Source organism: Umezawaea endophytica (assembly GCF_025061645.1).
Taxonomy (GTDB): Bacteria; Actinomycetota; Actinomycetes; order Mycobacteriales; family Pseudonocardiaceae; genus Umezawaea; species Umezawaea endophytica.
This window is the reverse complement of sequence record NZ_JANYMP010000055.1, coordinates 1-16,144: the sequence shown is the minus strand read 5'-3', so window position 1 is coordinate 16,144 and position 16,144 is coordinate 1. Positions and strand designations below refer to the sequence as shown.

The following is a 16,144-nucleotide window of genomic DNA, read 5'->3' as shown; positions in this document are numbered from 1 at the left end:
TCGTAACCAGATCAGGGCGGAGGAAGCCGTCCTGCGGACAGGCCGTCGCTGAGTTCCTGCAACAACCTGGATCCCAAGCCTCCAAGGTCTTGGAGAACGTGCTGGAAGTGTGAGACTTGGCGGAAGACCTCACCGTAGCGGCGCTGCTCCTCGATCGGCAGTTGGAGCACCTGAAGTTTGCGGACATCCACTCGCGCGGAACTGGAGGTGTGTGTGCCTGCCTGACGGCCGTTCGCCGGAGCGCGCAGGCAACCGGCGAGAAACCACGGGTCCAGTCGTGCGGGGTCTGCCCGGAGCGCATAGAGTTGCGGCCCGAGCACGGTTGCTGCTCCCAGCTCCACCCAGGCGGAGAACGCGCGAGTCACCCCGGCCACGATCACATCGTCCCGAGCCGTGACCAGGAGATCTGCATCCGCGACCACATGCCGCGGCAACCATCCGCCTGGGTCCCCACCTGTCAGCAAGTCCGGCACGGTCAACACCGGCAGCCCATCCTCACCGACGTCTCCGGTCCGCACAGAGTTCTCCGGTGGCAACTGTCCGGCGCGCAGGATCAACGCCCCGGCTCGGATGAGTTCCCCGACCGTCGTCGTTCCGGACTCGGCTGCACCGTCCGTGACGGCACCGATTGCGGAAAGGGACTCGCTCGTCTGTTCCAGGCTTCCGAGCAACACCGAGAATCTGTTCCAGGACTCCCGTAGTACGCGGGAATTCCCGGTCGATACTGCAGGCACATGGCGCGCCGGAGTGAGGTCGACTTCATCGTCGAGCAGATCGATCAAGGGCACCGTGATACTTCGGGCGACTGGCGGCGCGGCGCCGCCCTTGAGGTCCGTATCAAGGAGCGAACCGTTTACGGTCATCGCCGTCAGTACGGCGCTGCGCAAGGCATCCCAGTCGATGTTCTGGGCGGATTTCGCGGTGGTCGCGCCCGTACTCGCGGCGTCGATCAGACGAAATGAATGACCTGTCTCCGGGGCTTGACCGGATTCACCGGCTTGAAGCACCCACAGGTGCAGCGACACGCTGTGTGGTTGGGCGCAGCCTGGTGGAAGTGCGATGACTGACCGCAGTACCCCGGCACGAAGGAGTGCTCCACGGATACGTCGCCCTGCTTTACGGGAGGCGACGGCAGGCGGAAGCACGAGAACTGCGGTTCCACCGGGAGCCAGTCTTGCCAGCGCGTGTTGAACCCATGCCAGTTCGGGTTCGGTGCCTGGAGGCAATCCGTACGTCCAGCGTGGATCGGTGGCGAGTTCCTCGTATCCCCAGTCGCGTTCGTTGAAGGGAGGGTTGCACAGAACGAGGTCAGCGCGGAGGTTCGCGTGGGGGTCCGCACGCAGTGTGTCGCCGGTCCGCACATCCACGGTTGGCATTTCGGTTCCGCCGCGGGCCAAGCCGCTGTCCGACGGGACGAAGGACAGTCGAGCTGCGGTCAGGGCCGCCAGCACTGGTTCCTGGTCCGTACCCGCCAGCGTCATGGGGTCGCTTCCGCTCTCGCCAGCGGACAGGATCTCGGCGGCAGCGTGGAGCAGGCTGCCCGTTCCACATGCCGGGTCGAGAACGATGCGTGGGCCGCCGCCACTATCGCCACGCACTTGGACTGCGATCTCGGCCATCAGCTTTGCCAACGGCCTAGGGGTGGAACTGACTTGCCGCACATTCGTGTCCAGCCAGCGGCTGAGGAGGAACTCGAAGGTCTGCCGCGCACCTTCCTGCTCCCCGAGAGCGGTCGCCTGGTCAACCAGCCGTTGCGCGGCTTGCGACAGCGCGAACTTGGGCTCCGATACCAGGATCGCACCGCGCGGTTGGTGGTTCAGAGCAGTCATCGCAATGGCCAAGCCCGTCTCGGCACGGTCGCCCAGTACGTCGAACTGCGGCCACAGTCGCTCCCTATTGCCTACGTCATGCAGCTTCCCCTGAGCGCGCAGCCATGACTCCACCTCGGCCAAGGAGAACTGAGGGCTTGTGTCCGTGCCGCCGATACGCGCAGGGAAGGTGTCGTGTCGGCGACGCCAGTTGCTGACCGCGGCCCGTCCGACACCAGCGATTCTGGCAATCTCCGCCAATGTGACGGGCACTGCGCTGCGCTGAGTCATCGTGATCTCCGAGTCAGTGGTGCGAGGGACGGCGCCATATAGCAGGTATCCGACCTGTCGGTCACGTTAGTGGCCGTCCGCTGCGGAGCCGGCTATTCAGCCTACTGTAGCCATTGACAGAGTTCACAGGTGGAGTCGCCTGAGGCAGGGTTGTTGCCTGTTACGCCGGACTAGACCGGGTTATGCAGGGTCTTCCCCGGTAGGGTGCGAACAACAACGCGCTCGTGACTGCTGGATGGCTGGAGGTTCTGTCGTGTCCGACCCCTGGCTCTCTGCTGACAACATCGCGACCCACCTCGGCGTTACCAAGGACACGGTCTACGCATGGATCGCGGAGAAGGGCATGCCAGCCCACAAGGTGGGTCGGCTGTGGAAGTTCCAGGCGAGCGAGGTCGACGAGTGGGTTCGAAGCGGTGGCGCGGCTTCGTCGGCTAAAGGAACCTCTCTTGGTGATCAGTGAGCAGACAGGAGGAGTCGGTCGCTCGAAATGGCCTGTTCGACTCGCCCGGAACTGGGAGGAGGGATCGATGAACGGCCCGCTGGCGGCAGCGCGGCGGTACGCGCTCTCGTTCACTACGGGTGCCCTCTTGGCACGTGAGGCCGTGGTGCTTGCGCCCGTGTACATCGAGACGCGCGACTGGAAGCGGGTCCGTGACCAGGCGGTGGAGGGCAACCTGCTCCAGGCGCGGACCCATCGCACGGGAGTCCGTCTGGTCCGCGAGACCGTGAAGCGGCTCTCCGCGCTTGTCGACGACGAAGTCGAGCTACTGGCCGAGGTGACAGCCTCCGAGCGCGGATACCTCATGTGGGCCGCCGCTTGCCGCCGCTACGAGCTCATCGGCGAGTTTGCCGAGGAGGTCTTGCGGGAGCGCTTTCTGCTCCTGGCCCCGACGCTGGAGTACCAGGACTTCGACGGCTTCGTCCGGACCAAAGCCCTGTGGCATGAGGAGCTGACTGAGATCAAGGACTCGACGCTGCAGAAGCTAAGGTCAAACGTGTTCAAGATGCTGCAGGACGCCGAGCTGTTGTCGGAGGGTCGATACATCAGGCCGACCGTGCTATCCGAGCGAGTTGTTGCCACTCTCAGCGCCCACACGCCGAGTGACCTGCGGTTCTTCCCGACTCAACAAGCCGCAAAGCAGGGGGCTGTGCTGTGATCTCGAGGACTCTGCCACAGCAGGAAGACCACCTGTTCGCGGTGCTTAGCGGCAAGCGGTTCCTGCAGATGGAGGGCCTGGGCAACGAAGTCCCGTTCTTCATCTACCCATACCCGCCAGAGGACGCGCTTGCTGTTGCGGCGGCTAAGAAGCGCATCAAGAACCGGCTGTCCAACGCGGGAATCACCGTGTTCGAGATCAACCTCTACGACTTGTCTGTCGAACTTCTGAGGGAGCGAGGCGTTTGGGACCGGATTCTTGCCATCGAGCCGGACCAGGACAAAGCCGACTTCCGTGAGATGCTCCAGGGGATGCTCGACCCGCAACTGCATATCGCCCCGGCGATCCGCGACCGGCTTGCGCAGGCTGACTCTGACATCTTCTTCCTCACCGGGATCGGCGAGGTCTTTCCGCACATCCGCTCGCACAACGTGCTGAACAACCTACAGTCGGTAGTCAAGGGCAAGCCGATGCTCATGTTCTTCCCAGGCCGCTACGAGCAGTCCGACACGTTGGGCTCTTCGCTCGTGCTGTTCGGTCGGCTCAAGGACGACCAGTATTACCGAGCCAAGAACATCCTGGAACAGGAGGCATGAGCTCGATGCAGCTCAGCGAGATCTTCGCCAAAGACATCCAGCGCCCGATCGAAGGCGTCATTAAGGCCGACGACGTCGCACACCTGGGCACTGAGGTCGAGGAGTACGTCCTGACCAACGAGGCCGCGAAGGGCCTGGAGATCCTGCTCGAGGAGTACACGTCCTACACCAACGCCAACGGTGTGTGGATCTCCGGCTTCTTCGGCTCCGGTAAGTCGCACATGCTCAAGATGCTCGCCCACCTGTTGGGCGAAGTCGAAGGCCAGGACTACCCGCGCCGAGGAGTCTCCGACAGCTTCCGTATCAAGACCTCCGATGCATTCCTGCCCGGCCTGCTGAACAAGGCCGACCATATCCCCGCCAAGAGCCTGCTGTTCAACATCGACCAGAAGGCCACCCTGATCAGCAAGGACCAAACCGACGCCTTGCTCAAGGTGTTCGTCAAGGTGTTCGACGAGAGCCGCGGCTACTACGGCAACCAGGGCCACGTCGCTCGGTTCGAGCGCGATCTGGACAACCGCGGCCAGTACGCGGCCTTCCAAGCAGCGTTCGAACGCATCGCTGGCATCCCCTGGACCCAAGGACGCGAGCAGAGCGCATTGGAAGGCCCGAGCATCGACCGGGCCTTCGCCGAGGTCAACGGAGGGACCGCCGACGGCATCATCCGGCAGTACAGCGCCTCGTACGCTGTCTCAATCGAGGACTTCGCCGACGAGGTCAAGGCCTGGCTGGACAAGCAGGGCGACCCGACCTTCCGGCTGAACTTCTTTGTCGACGAGGTCGGCCAGTTCATCGGTTCGGACACCAAACTGATGCTCAACCTGCAGACCATTGCCGAGTCGCTCAACACTAAATGCGTTGGCCGCTCGTGGGTGTTCGTGACTTCTCAGGAGGACATGGAGAAGGTCATCGGCGACCGCACGCGACAGCAGGGAAACGACTTCTCCAAGATCCAGGCCCGCTTCAAGACCCGCCTCAAGCTCACCAGCGCCGACGTCGAAGAGGTCATCCGCAAACGTCTGCTGGACAAGAACGACGCCGGTGTGGCCGAGCTCAGCACGATCTACGCCGACCAGCACGCCAACTTCAAGACGCTGTTCGACTTCGTCGACGGGGTCAAGACCTACCGCAACTACACTGACGAGGCCCACTTCGTCGGGACCTACCCGTTCGTCAGCTACCAGTTCCCGCTGTTCCAGGTGGCGATCGAGGGCATCTCCGACCACAACGTCTTCGAGGGCCGGAACAGCTCTGTCGGTGAGCGCTCGATGCTCGGCGTTGTCCAGCAGGTCGCCAAGGACATCGGCGACGTTGAGGTCGGCCAGCTCGCGACGTTCGACAGCATGTTCGCCGGCATCCGCGCCTCGCTGAAGTCTGCCGCCCAGCGCTCGATCGACGTCGCTGAGCGCAACCTCGACAACTCGCTAGCGGTCCGCTTGCTCAAGGCGCTGTTCCTGGTCAAGTACGTCGAGGGCTTCCAAGCGACTCCGCGCAACCTTACGGTGCTGGTCTACGACCGTCTCGGCCTCGACCTTCCCGCGCTCTCGGAGCAGGTCAAGGAAGCGCTGACCGTGCTGGAGACGCAGACCTACATTCAGCGCAAAGGCAATGCCTACGAGTATTTGACCAACGAAGAGCAGGTCATCGAGGAAGAGATTAAGAACGTCGACATCGACGCCGCCGAGATCAGCGGGCGACTGTTCAAGATCTTGTCGGGCGACGTCATCAAGACGAACAAGATCCGCTACGCCAAGAATGGCCAGGACTTCCAGTTCGGCTTCAAACTTGACGACCAGGCCCATGGCCCGCAGCGCGAGTTGGCCGCCCATTTCATCTCGCCGGAGTACCCGCACTCGCCCGAAGAGATTCGCATGCACAGCGCGGGCAAGGACGAGTTGCGCGTCATCCTCGAGCCGGACGCCAGAGTGCTCGCGGATCTGCGGCTGTTGATCAAGACCGAGAAGTACATCAAGCGCAAGCAGGGCACCTCGATCTCGGCGGTCGAGGGTCAGATCCTGCAGACCAAGGGTGCGCAGAACATCGGCCGCGAGAAGGAGCTCATCGAGCGGGCGAAGGCCTCGGTGGGCAAGTCCACTCTGGTCATCAACGCCGCCGACATCACTTCAAGCTCCAAGGACGCGCTCGTTCGGGTGACCGACGGCTTCCAGACGCTCATCAGCCGCACCTACACCCAGCTCAAGTTGCTTGGCGGTACGACCTACAGCGAGCAGCAGGTCGCCTTGGCCGTCAAGCCCGACAGCGGGTTGTTCGATGCCGATACCGCTAGCACGCTCTACGCGCCGGCGGAGGAGGTGCTGTCGTTCGTTCTCCGCAAGGAGACACTCGGCGAGCAGGTCACGATGAAGACCATCATCGACAGCTTCACGGCCAAGCCCTACGGCTGGGACCTGGCCTCGATCGAGGTCCTGGTCGCCTACCTGATCGGCACCTCCAAGGTCACGCTCACGGTCGACGGCAACGTCCTTAAGCGTTCCGAGGTCGCTACGGCGCTGCGCAACACCCAGAAGCACGCCCACGTCGTGGTGTCTCCCCAAAGGACTTTCGACGAGCGCAAGGTGGCCGCCTTCCGCAAGTTCTGCACCGACTTCTTCGACGAGGGCAATACCCCCAAAGACCCGCTGGAGCTCGCCCACCACGGGGCCGACAAGCTGAAGGCCAAGCGCGACGAGCTCAACGCGACCATCACGGGTTCGAAGTACCCGTTCGTGGCCCAGCTCTCCACTCCGATCGCCTCGCTCGACCAGGTGGTCGGCAAACCCGACGACTGGTATCTGACCGACTTCAACCTTGGCGACGACTTGCTCGACGCCAAGGAAAGCACGATCGACCCGATCCGGGCCTTCCTCAGCGGTGGCCAGAGAGCCATCTACGATCAGGCTACCGATCTGCTGATCACCCACAGCAGCAACCTCGGTTATTTGCCGTCTGGCTGCGACTCCGCGGTGCGTGTTGGCCTTGAGGACCCGAACGCCTTCCGGGGCAACAAGATGGCCCTGCTCAAACAGGCGAGCGACCAGCTACGCGCCCAGATCGACGAGGTCGTCGCGTCGAACCGCACCGAGATCGTCGAGGCAATCGAGGGACGTAAGGCCGAGATCGAAGCGAGCGCCTTCTATGCCAAGGCGACACCGGACGCCCAGGGGAGCGTGCTGCGCCGGGTCGACCAGACGATCTCCCGTGTCAGCTCCCATAACCAGGTTGCTCTCATCCGAGAGATCGGTTCGAGCTTCGAGGCGTCCGTTTACCCGAGCTTGCTCGACCTGCTGGCCGCATCAACGCAGGGCGACGGAAGAGACGACGTTCCTCCGCCAAAGCAGACCGTGTCGGTCAAGACCATCTCGGCTACCGGCATCTCGGGTGTGCTGGAAACGGAGGAGGACGTCGACCGCTACCTCGACGCCCTGCGCATGGCACTCGTCCACACCCTGAACGACGGAAAGCGAATCTCTCTCTGATGGAAACCGCACCGCTGAAGTCGTTCGCCACCTGGGCACGTACGGCGCTCATCCGTGAGGTGACGGCCCGGATCGCCGTTGTGCTGGCCCCAGCCTCGCCCGAGCGGGTCGAGCAACCCAACGCCGTAGAAGCTCTGGAGAAGGCCGTCACGGCGGCCGGTGGCGGCGACAAGGGCAAGGGAGCCGTCGCCGACCGGGTCGCATACACCTGGTTCAACCGGATCATCGCCCTGCGCTTCATGGACGCCAACGGCTACACCGGTGTCGGGGTCGTCTCGCCACAGCCCGGCGTCGAGTCCGGGCAGCCCGAGATCCTGGCCGAAGCCAAGCGTGGCAATATCGAGGCCGCAGTGGTCGGTACCAGGACCCGCGAGACGGTCACGGCTCTGCTCAACGGCACTCGCCGAAGCGACGACGCCCAGGGCGAGGCCTACGCCCTGTTGCTTGCAGACCACTGCCGCTATTGGAACCGCGCCATGCCGTTCATGTTCGAGCGAGAAGGCGACTTCACCGAGCTGCTCATTCCAGCCAACCTGCTGGCCGACGACTCGGTGCCGAGCCGTGCCGTCAAGGTGCTCACCACCGACGCTTGCCAGGACGTTGAGGTCATCGGCTGGCTGTACCAGTTCTACATCTCGGAGCGTAAGGGCGAGGTCTTCGCTGGTTTCAAGAAGAATAAGAAGGCCGGTGCCGATGAGATCCCGGCGGCGACGCAGCTATTCACGCCGCATTGGATTGTTCGCTACCTCGTCGAGAACTCACTCGGCCGCTTGTGGATGCTCAACCGGCCGTCGTCGAATCTGGTTGACCAGATGCAGTACTACATTGCCCCAGTTGACGAGCAGGCCGACTTCCTCAGGATCAGTAGTCCTGAGGAACTCAAGGTCGTCGACCCCGCCTGCGGTTCTGGGCACATGCTGACCTATGCCTTCGACCTGCTTTACATCATCTATGAGGAAGAGGGCTACGCCCCGGCCGAGATTCCTGGGCTCATCCTGACCAACAACCTCTACGGTGTCGAGATCGACCCCCGAGCCGGGACACTTGCGGCCTTTGCCTTGACCATGAAGGCTCGTTCCAAGCAGCGGACGTTCTTCAACAAGCAGGTCGAGTCCAATGTCTGTGTGCTCAAGCCAATTCGGCTCACGCCGCAGGAGATTGACCTCCTGGTCACACGCGACGGTGACAAGCACGCGGAGTCGGAGTTCTGGAACCTGTTCGCAAGCGCGGACGTCACCGGCTCGCTGATTAAGCCGAGCAGAGCCACACTCGATGATGCTCGGCGAGGACTGGCGTGTGCCAAGGTCAACGCCGTCGACGGCGACATCTTGATGGCCGAGGTGCTGGACCGGGCAGAGTCCGTGATCCATCAGGCCGATGTTCTGGCGGCCACGTACCACGTAGCCGTGGCAAACCCGCCGTACATGGGCAGCGGCAACATGGAGACCGCTCTCACTAACTTCGCCAAGAGCGCGTACCCGCTTGCGAAGATTGACTTGTATGCGATGTTCATCGATCGTTGTTTCGAGCTCGTCGACTCGATTGGCGTCGTTGCAATGGTGACCCAGGACAGCTGGATGTTTCTCGGTGCCTATGCCAAGTACCGCGGTTGGCTGCTGAATCGCGGATCGCTCGCGACCCTAGCTCATCTCGGAACGTCGGCTTTCGACACGATCAATGGCGAGGTAGTTTCGACAGTCGCCTTCGTAGCGGACACGTTCGGTGCAGGCTCCTCACGGTCCGTCTTTGTCCGGGCAGCAGACGTCGAGGGTGGGGCCAAAGCCGATGTAGTGGCGAGGGCGGCGGCTGGCACGGAGCTCGAGCGAACCTGGTTGCGCAGCATCTCTGAGTTCCTCGACGTGCCCAACACGCCGCTCGTTTACTGGGCGTCCGACGATGAGATCGCTGCGCTGCGCAAGGGGCCGTATCTCGGCGAGCTACTTCAGGCCAGGGAGGGCCTGACGACTGGCAACAACGCTAGATTCCTCCGGCGCTGGTACGAAGTGTCGCAGCGGTCGATTGGTTTCGGTATTCAGTCGACGGAGGAGAGTGCCACAAGCGGTGCTCGCTGGTTCCCGTGCCAGAAGGGCGGTTCTTCACGGCGTTGGTATGGCAACTTTGACTTCGTTGTCGACTGGGAAAACGATGGCGAGCGAGCGCGAGACAACATCGATGAGGCAACCGGCCGAGTCCGATCGCACAACTACAATGGATCCTACGGGTTCCGTCGCGGGTTGACTTGGTCGAGCATTTCTAGTGACGCATTCGCCGTCCGTCACGTTGAGGGCGGCTTCATGTTCGACACAAAAGGGCCGATGGCGTTCGCCAAGCGAGAGAATGAACTCTTGGCCCTAGAGGGCTTTCTAAATAGTTCAACGGCCACGAGATTCATGAAGTTGCTTGCGCCTCGACTGGACTTCAAGCTCGATCATGTTCTGAGCCTTCCGGTCCGGGTGCGGGAGGGCGCTCATATTTCGAAGCTCGCGACTCAGTGTATTGACCTCTCGAAGCAGGAGTGGGATGCTGACGAGCTGTCGGCGGATTACCAGGGCTCACCACTCCTTAGAGCAAGCAAGTCGCTCGCGGCGGCTGTCAGCGTCTGCTACCGGGCTGAGGATGAACGTGCGGAGGTCCTCGCTGCCGCTGAGGAGGAGCTGGACTCCTTCTTCGCCGCCGCGTATCTGGGTGAGCATGCAACCGAGAAGGTCTTTCGTCTCCCAGAGCCCACTGGCGAGGACGTTCGTCGTCGGGCGCATGTCGAGAGCCTTGTGTCCTACGCAGTCGGTTGTATGTTCGGTCGCTACAGTCTCGACGAGCCGGGGCTTATGCTGGCCAACCAGGGTGCCACGGTGCAAGACTACCTCGCCAAGGTTCCAAGTCCGACGTTCGCGCCTGACAAGGACAACGTTATCCCGATTGTGGATGGCGACTGGTTCGAAGACGACATCGTTGCTCGCTTCCGCACGTTCCTTCGTGCCGCCTTCGGCGAGCAGCACTTCGAGGAGAACCTGCGCTTCGTGACCGAGTCGCTCGGTGTCAAGGACATCCGCACCTACTTTGTAAAGTCGTTCTACAAGGATCACGTACAGCGGTACAAGAAGCGCCCGATCTACTGGCTCTTCTCCAGCCCTAAGGGCTCGTTCAACGCACTGATCTACATGCACCGCTACACGCCGTCCACGGTTTCGACAGTGCTCAACGAGTACCTGCGCGAGTTCCGAGCCAAGCTCTCGTCGAGCCTGCAGCAGCAGGAGCGCTTGGCCGCTGGAGCCAGTACGCCGCGCATGCAGGCGACCGCCCAGAAGGAGGCCGATCGGTTGCGCAAGGTGCTGCTGGAGCTCGAGGAGTACGAGCACGACGTGCTATACCCACTGGCGTCCCGCCAGCTGGCTATTGACCTGGACGACGGCGTGAAGGCGAACTATCCGAAGTTCGGTGCCGCCCTGAAGAAGATCGCTGGTCTTGAGGTCAGCGATGAGTGATGCCACCACGGTCCGCCCGCACCTGCTGCGCTGGTTCGATAGCCGCCGGATCGTCTTCTGGCACGACCCGGATGGTCAGTACGCCGGAGATCTGGACGGTCTCGACCTGTCGGGCGTCCAGACGATCCGAGTCTCCAATGACGAGTTCGGTATCAAGAACCGGCTGTTGCACGAAGAGCCGGAGGGCAAGTTCCTCGTCTATCGATCCGGTCCGGTGCCGACTGGCATTGGGAACTGGTTGCTCGATCTGGAACTTGCCTATGGGGTCTTCACAGCAGACCGCACGGCTCTAGTGATGCAGGACCTGGGCTTGGTCGGCCAGAGTATCGGCGAGGTCGTCCAGGCCCACGAAAGGTTCTTCAACGCAGCTAAGCGCGTCCAGAGCCTCAAGGCACTACTGAGCTCGGAGGACGATGCCGCCAAGCTTCGAGCCAAGATCAGCGCCGTCGTGCTTGGTCAGCGTGAGCACAGCCTGCTGGAGATCACTAGGACGCTGCTGACGGAGAACGCGAAGGAGACGCGGACCAAGTTCGACTCCCTCGTCGACTTCTGTCTCGACGACTTCTACTGGCGAGGCGTCGCGAGCATCTACGGCTACCAGTCCGCGTCGCCGAGCATCGACGACTTGGTTTTGTGGATCTTCCGCAAGGCCATCGAGGGTTTCAAGTCCGACCGGCCTGGTGGGCTGCGGAATATCCAGCTTGATTTTGCCAGCCTGCGCAACGATCGGCGCAGCCAGGACGCCATGGCCACGCTCGCCAAACGGGCAGCTCGCGATCTGGACTACAAGTCGACGGTCGAGGGCGCGAGCTTCCGTGACCTGGTGGCCGTCGACCTGTTCGAAGAGATCGACCAGAAGATCATCAGCGACCTGGCGCGGGCGGTAGCCGAGCAGACTGTCACTCCGCGCGAGGTGGGCGAGGTGGTGCGGGTGCGGCAGAGCAGCGTGTGGATCGACGGCTACCGGCAGCTCTACACGGCCGTCGCCAGCGCCTCGGAGTTGCTGGGCGAGCTGGCCTCGCAGGATCTGGGGATGCAGTCGTTCGATGACGGGTTGGAGCGCTATCGGCGCGAGTGGTTCCGCATCGACCAGCTCTACCGGCAGTTCGTCTATGCCACGCGTACGGCCGAGTACCCGAAGCTCTTGGAGGCGCTGCGCGAGCAGGTCGAGAAGCGCTACACGAACAAGTTCGTCTACGAGCTGGGCAATAACTGGCAGCAGCAGGTCGACCAGGTCGAGAAGTGGCGCTCGACCGCGCTGCGTTCGCAGGCCGACTTCTACTCTCGCTTCGTCGAGCCACTCGTGCGCGACGGCGACAAGAAGGCCGTTGTCATCATCTCCGATGCCATGCGTTACGAGGTGGCCGACGAACTCGGGTCGCTCATTCGGCAGGAGGACCGCTTCGACGCCAATCTGGAGGCCGTCCTCGGGGTAGTGCCGAGCTACACCCAGCTCGGCATGGCGGCGCTGCTGCCGCATTCGACGCTCAGGCACTCCGTCGACGCTAAGACTGTGCTGGCCGACGACCAACCAACCAACAACACTGCCTTCCGCAGCAAGATCCTTGAGGGTGTCGGTGGATCGGCGATTCAGGCCGAGGACTTCAAGGCACTGAACGCCGAGGAGCGGCGCGAGCTGTACAAGGCCAACCGGGTCCTGTACGTGTACCACAACCGGATCGACGCTACAGGCGACAAGCCCGGCACCGAACGCCAGGTGTTCGAGGCCGTCGATGACACTCTGCGTGACATCGTCGACCTGGTGAAGAAGCTGGCCAGCGCCAACGCCACCAACATCTTCATCACCGCTGACCACGGCTTCTTGTTTCAAGACGAAGCCCTGGCCGACACGTTCTTCTTGTCGACAAAGCCGCAAGGCGACGAGATCAAGGTCGTCAACCGGCGCTTCGTGCTGGGCAGGGGCCTCAAGGTCGACAACGCCTTCGTCACCTTCGAGGCAGCCCAGCTCGGGCTTCAGAGCGACCTGGAAGTTCAGATTCCCAAGTCGATCCACCGCCTGCGACTGGCAGGCGGTGGATCGCGGTTCGTCCATGGTGGGGCGACGCTTCAGGAGATCGTCGTGCCGGTGTTGGTGGTCAACAAGAAGCGCAAGAGTGACACCCGGCTGGTCAACGTCGAGGTGTGGCCCGAGTCTGACAAGATCACGACCGGGCAGGTCGTCGTTCGCCTGTTCCAGACCGAGAAGGTAAGCGACAAGATTCAGCCTCGCACGCTGAGGGCTGGGCTCTACGTGGGCGAGACGCTGATCTCGAACCTCGTCGACCTGACGTTCGACCAGACTTCGGACGACAAGCGCGACCGCTACCAGAGCGCGCGGATGCTGCTCATCCAGGAGTCGAGCGACTACAACAACCGGGCTGTGGAGTTCCGCCTGGAGGAGCGCATCCCCAACACCAACCAGTGGAGGGTCTTTGTCAAAGCGTTCTACACGTTGAAGCGCTCGTTCGCGTCGGACTTCGACTTCTAGAGGGAAGGGAGCTGAAATGAGCGAGATTGAGAACGGGATGCCAGATATCGGCGCACCGCAGCAGAGCGACCTCGACTACAAGATCAACCTTCTGTTCCCCGGTGTCGTCGTTCGCAAGGACCTGGTCAAGGCCGTCAAGGGCAACGCCATCGTGCCGTCGTACGTCCTGGAGTACCTGCTAGGTCAGTACGCGGCCTCCGACGACGAAGCCACCATCCAGGCTGGCATCGACACTGTGCGAAAGATCCTCGCCGAGCACTATGTGAATCGCAGCGAGTCGGAGTTGGTCAAGTCCACGATCAAGGAACGTGGTCGGCACCGGATCATCGACAAGGTCACCGTCACCCTCAACGAAAAGGCCGACGTTTATGAGGCTGAGTTCGCCAATCTGGGCATCAAGGGTGTGATCGTTGAGTCCTCGACGATCAAGGCCCACCCCAAGCTCCTGGTTGGTGGGGTGTGGTGCATCTGCGACATCGAGTACTTCCACAGCGACGACCAGCGATTCGTGCCCTGGATCCTCGGCTCGATCAAGCCCATCCAGCTGTCGAAGTTCGATGTCGACCAGTACCTCGAGGCGCGTCGCGGGTTCAATACCGCCGAGTGGATTGACCTGCTCATGCAGTCGATCGGCTTCAATCCTGAACTGTTCAGTAGGCGGGGGAAGTTCCTCCAGCTCGTGCGCCTCATCCCGTTCGTCGAGCGCAACTACAACCTCGTCGAGCTCGGACCCAAGGGAACCGGTAAGTCCCATATCTTCTCGGAGTTCTCGCCCCACGGGATGTTGGTCTCCGGCGGTGAGGTCACCGTCCCCAAGCTGTTCGTCAACAACTCCAACGGACGCCTCGGTCTGGTCGGGTACTGGGACGTCGTCGCTTTTGACGAATTCGCTGGCAAGAAGAAGCGTACTGACAGGGCGCTCGTCGATATCATGAAGAACTACATGGCGAACAAGTCGTTCTCCCGTGGTGTTGAGACGCTGGGCGCCGAAGCCTCAATGGTCTTCGTCGGTAACACTTCGCACACCGTGCCGTACATGCTCAAGAACTCCGACCTGTTCGACGAGTTGCCCGAGGCCTACCATGACCCGGCCTACCTCGACCGTCTGCACCACTACATCCCCGGTTGGGAAGTCGACATCATTCGTGGCGAGATGTTCTCCGACGGCTACGGGTTTGTCGTCGACTACATCGCCGAAGTCCTCAAGTCGATGCGTTCGCAGGACTACTCCGACCGCTACCAGCAGCACTTCACGCTGTCACCCGACATCTCGACCCGTGACCGCGACAGCATCCACAAGACCTTCTCCGGCTTGATGAAGATCCTCTATCCGAGCGGCGAGGCCACCCGCAAGGAGCTCGAGGAAATCCTTCGGATCGCGATTGAGGGACGTAAGCGCGTAAAGGACCAGATCCTGCGCATCGACTCGACCATGGCCGAAGTGAAGTTCGGCTATCTCGACAAGGAAGGCACCTGGCACGCCGTCGCTACGCTGGAGGAAGACGAGTACCCCACATACTACCACCGTGCGCGCAAGGGTACTGAGCCAGATGAGGCACCGGCAAATGTAGGCCCACTGGGAGCTCCGACATCAGCTGATGCCGGTGGCCCTGACAAGATTGCGCAGCCCGAGTCTGAACTGTTCCAAGGACATCAGCAGTACCAAGAAGGTCAGCGCGGCGTCTCGTATGACGCACTGCTCGTCCCGTACTTGCAGGGCGCCTCTCAGATTACGATAGTCGACCCCTACGTGCGCATGTTCCACCAGGCTAGGAACATGATGGAGCTCGCCGAGGCGATCGCTCGCGGTAAGGACCCTGCGGACGAGGTTGCGCTCAAGCTCGTCACGGTCGAGAATCAGGACGGTCCGGAGAAGCTGCAGAAGCAGTATGAGTATCTCGTGCAGATCAAGCAGAGCGCGGCTGTGCTCGGCATCGTGTTCGACGTTCAGTTCGTCGAGCCCCAGTCGATCCACGACCGCTCCATCAGCACCGACACCGGCTGGAAGATCCTGCTCGGGCGTGGCCTCGATATCTTCCATCGCATGAGTGACAGCCCGTTTGACCTCGCCACGAGGTACCAGAAGTACCGCGAGCTTAAGGCTTTCGGTATCACGTATCTTCGAACTTCAGAAAATATAGATCAGGGCATCGATGGTTGATTTGTATCAGGGTCAAGTTCCTGGAGTGTGCCCGCAACAGTCGGACCGTGGGCAGGATGAGCGCGATGGCGCGGACCGACGCTTCCGTCTTCGGCGGGCCAAGCCACAACTTGCCGCCCGATGACTGCGTTGATCGCCGCTATGCAGGCCCAGCTTGCCGCCCCGTCGGGGTTGGCGGCACCGGAACAGGTCAGGCCAGGCAGACCTGCTGACTCCCGAGTGGGAGGCCCTCTCAGCAGCGAAAGTGCCCAATCCAACCGATGACTTCACCGCGTAAGCGGCCATCCCCCCGGCCGCCGCTGTCCCGGTCGGGGTGCTCGCCCCCCGAGAGCCTCGACTGGGCGCACGCCGAGGCGGATGAGCCGCCGATCCGACGGCTCACACTGGTTGGACTGGAGAAAATCCGGAGAGTCCATGTGCGCTGAACGGCGTTAGACTGCATTCATCGACGGTGAACGGAACCGTGATGACCAGCGGTTTCATAATCGCCGCAGGTAGAGGGCGTCCTGCGCATCACGCTGGCAGAGTGAGGCTCCAGCTTGTTGGCTGCACTTCGCCGCGGTTGGCGTGCATCGGTGGGCGTTAGGCGCAGTTCGATGATGTGAACCGTCCGGTTTGCAATTCCTTGGCCATCTCGGAGTCGAATGTGGGTATGATCTTTGTCGAAGTCGATGGCGTCGGGTTT

At 62.0% G+C, this 16,144-nt stretch carries 9 protein-coding genes; 7 read left to right on the top strand and 2 right to left on the bottom strand.

Annotated features, from left to right (window positions below):
* Positions 1 to 11: 11 nt before the first annotated feature.
* Positions 12 to 2,099, bottom strand: a complete 2,088-nt coding sequence (locus NZH93_RS48955; RefSeq protein ID WP_259630254.1) for an N-6 DNA methylase — start codon at positions 2,097 to 2,099, stop codon at positions 12 to 14.
* Between the two features lie 253 nt (positions 2,100 to 2,352).
* Between NZH93_RS48955 and NZH93_RS48950 the strand changes: the two genes are divergently transcribed.
* The 7 genes from NZH93_RS48950 (at position 2,353) to brxL (ending at position 15,459) form a co-directional block, all read left to right on the top strand.
* The gene (locus NZH93_RS48950; RefSeq protein ID WP_259630253.1) at positions 2,353 to 2,559 is read left to right on the top strand and encodes a helix-turn-helix domain-containing protein; all 207 of its coding nucleotides are present in this window, start codon (positions 2,353 to 2,355) and stop codon (positions 2,557 to 2,559) included.
* 67 nt (positions 2,560 to 2,626) lie between these two features.
* The gene (locus NZH93_RS48945; RefSeq protein ID WP_259630252.1) at positions 2,627 to 3,256 is read left to right on the top strand and encodes a DUF1819 family protein; all 630 of its coding nucleotides are present in this window, start codon (positions 2,627 to 2,629) and stop codon (positions 3,254 to 3,256) included.
* On the top strand, positions 3,253 to 3,852 hold the full coding sequence (locus NZH93_RS48940; protein WP_259630251.1) for a DUF1788 domain-containing protein: 600 nt from the start codon (positions 3,253 to 3,255) through the stop codon (positions 3,850 to 3,852). Before NZH93_RS48945 ends, NZH93_RS48940 begins: the two co-directional genes overlap by 4 nt.
* The gene (brxC, locus tag NZH93_RS48935) at positions 3,849 to 7,328 is read left to right on the top strand and encodes a BREX system P-loop protein BrxC (protein ID WP_259630250.1); all 3,480 of its coding nucleotides are present in this window, start codon (positions 3,849 to 3,851) and stop codon (positions 7,326 to 7,328) included. Before NZH93_RS48940 ends, brxC begins: the two co-directional genes overlap by 4 nt.
* On the top strand, positions 7,328 to 10,810 hold the full coding sequence (gene pglX, locus NZH93_RS48930; RefSeq protein ID WP_259630249.1) for a BREX-1 system adenine-specific DNA-methyltransferase PglX: 3,483 nt from the start codon (positions 7,328 to 7,330) through the stop codon (positions 10,808 to 10,810). Before brxC ends, pglX begins: the two co-directional genes overlap by 1 nt.
* The gene (gene pglZ, locus NZH93_RS48925) at positions 10,803 to 13,298 is read left to right on the top strand and encodes a BREX-1 system phosphatase PglZ type A (RefSeq protein WP_259630248.1); all 2,496 of its coding nucleotides are present in this window, start codon (positions 10,803 to 10,805) and stop codon (positions 13,296 to 13,298) included. The genes pglX and pglZ overlap by 8 nt, the downstream gene beginning before the upstream one ends.
* Positions 13,299 to 13,314: 16 nt before the next feature.
* Positions 13,315 to 15,459, top strand: a complete 2,145-nt coding sequence (gene brxL / locus NZH93_RS48920) for a BREX system Lon protease-like protein BrxL (protein WP_259630247.1) — start codon at positions 13,315 to 13,317, stop codon at positions 15,457 to 15,459.
* A 442-nt stretch (positions 15,460 to 15,901) separates the two neighbouring features.
* On the opposite strand, the gene NZH93_RS48915 is transcribed toward brxL, so the two are convergent.
* Positions 15,902 to 16,144 (bottom strand): hypothetical protein (locus tag NZH93_RS48915; RefSeq protein ID WP_259630246.1); only part of this gene is annotated, 243 nt, incomplete at its 5' end.

What these genes read in the sequence shown, in the direction of transcription:
- brxL (WP_259630247.1), top strand. Translation starts at nt 13,315, where the DNA reads ATGAGCGAGATTGAGAACGGGATGCCAGATATCGGCGCACCGCAGCAG.
- pglX (WP_259630249.1), top strand. Translation starts at nt 7,328, where the DNA reads ATGGAAACCGCACCGCTGAAGTCGTTCGCCACCTGGGCACGTACGGCG.
- pglZ (WP_259630248.1), top strand. Translation starts at nt 10,803, where the DNA reads ATGAGTGATGCCACCACGGTCCGCCCGCACCTGCTGCGCTGGTTCGAT.
- NZH93_RS48945 (WP_259630252.1), top strand. Translation starts at nt 2,627, where the DNA reads ATGAACGGCCCGCTGGCGGCAGCGCGGCGGTACGCGCTCTCGTTCACT.
- NZH93_RS48955 (WP_259630254.1), bottom strand. Translation starts at nt 2,099, where the DNA reads ATGACTCAGCGCAGCGCAGTGCCCGTCACATTGGCGGAGATTGCCAGA.
- brxC (WP_259630250.1), top strand. Translation starts at nt 3,849, where the DNA reads ATGAGCTCGATGCAGCTCAGCGAGATCTTCGCCAAAGACATCCAGCGC.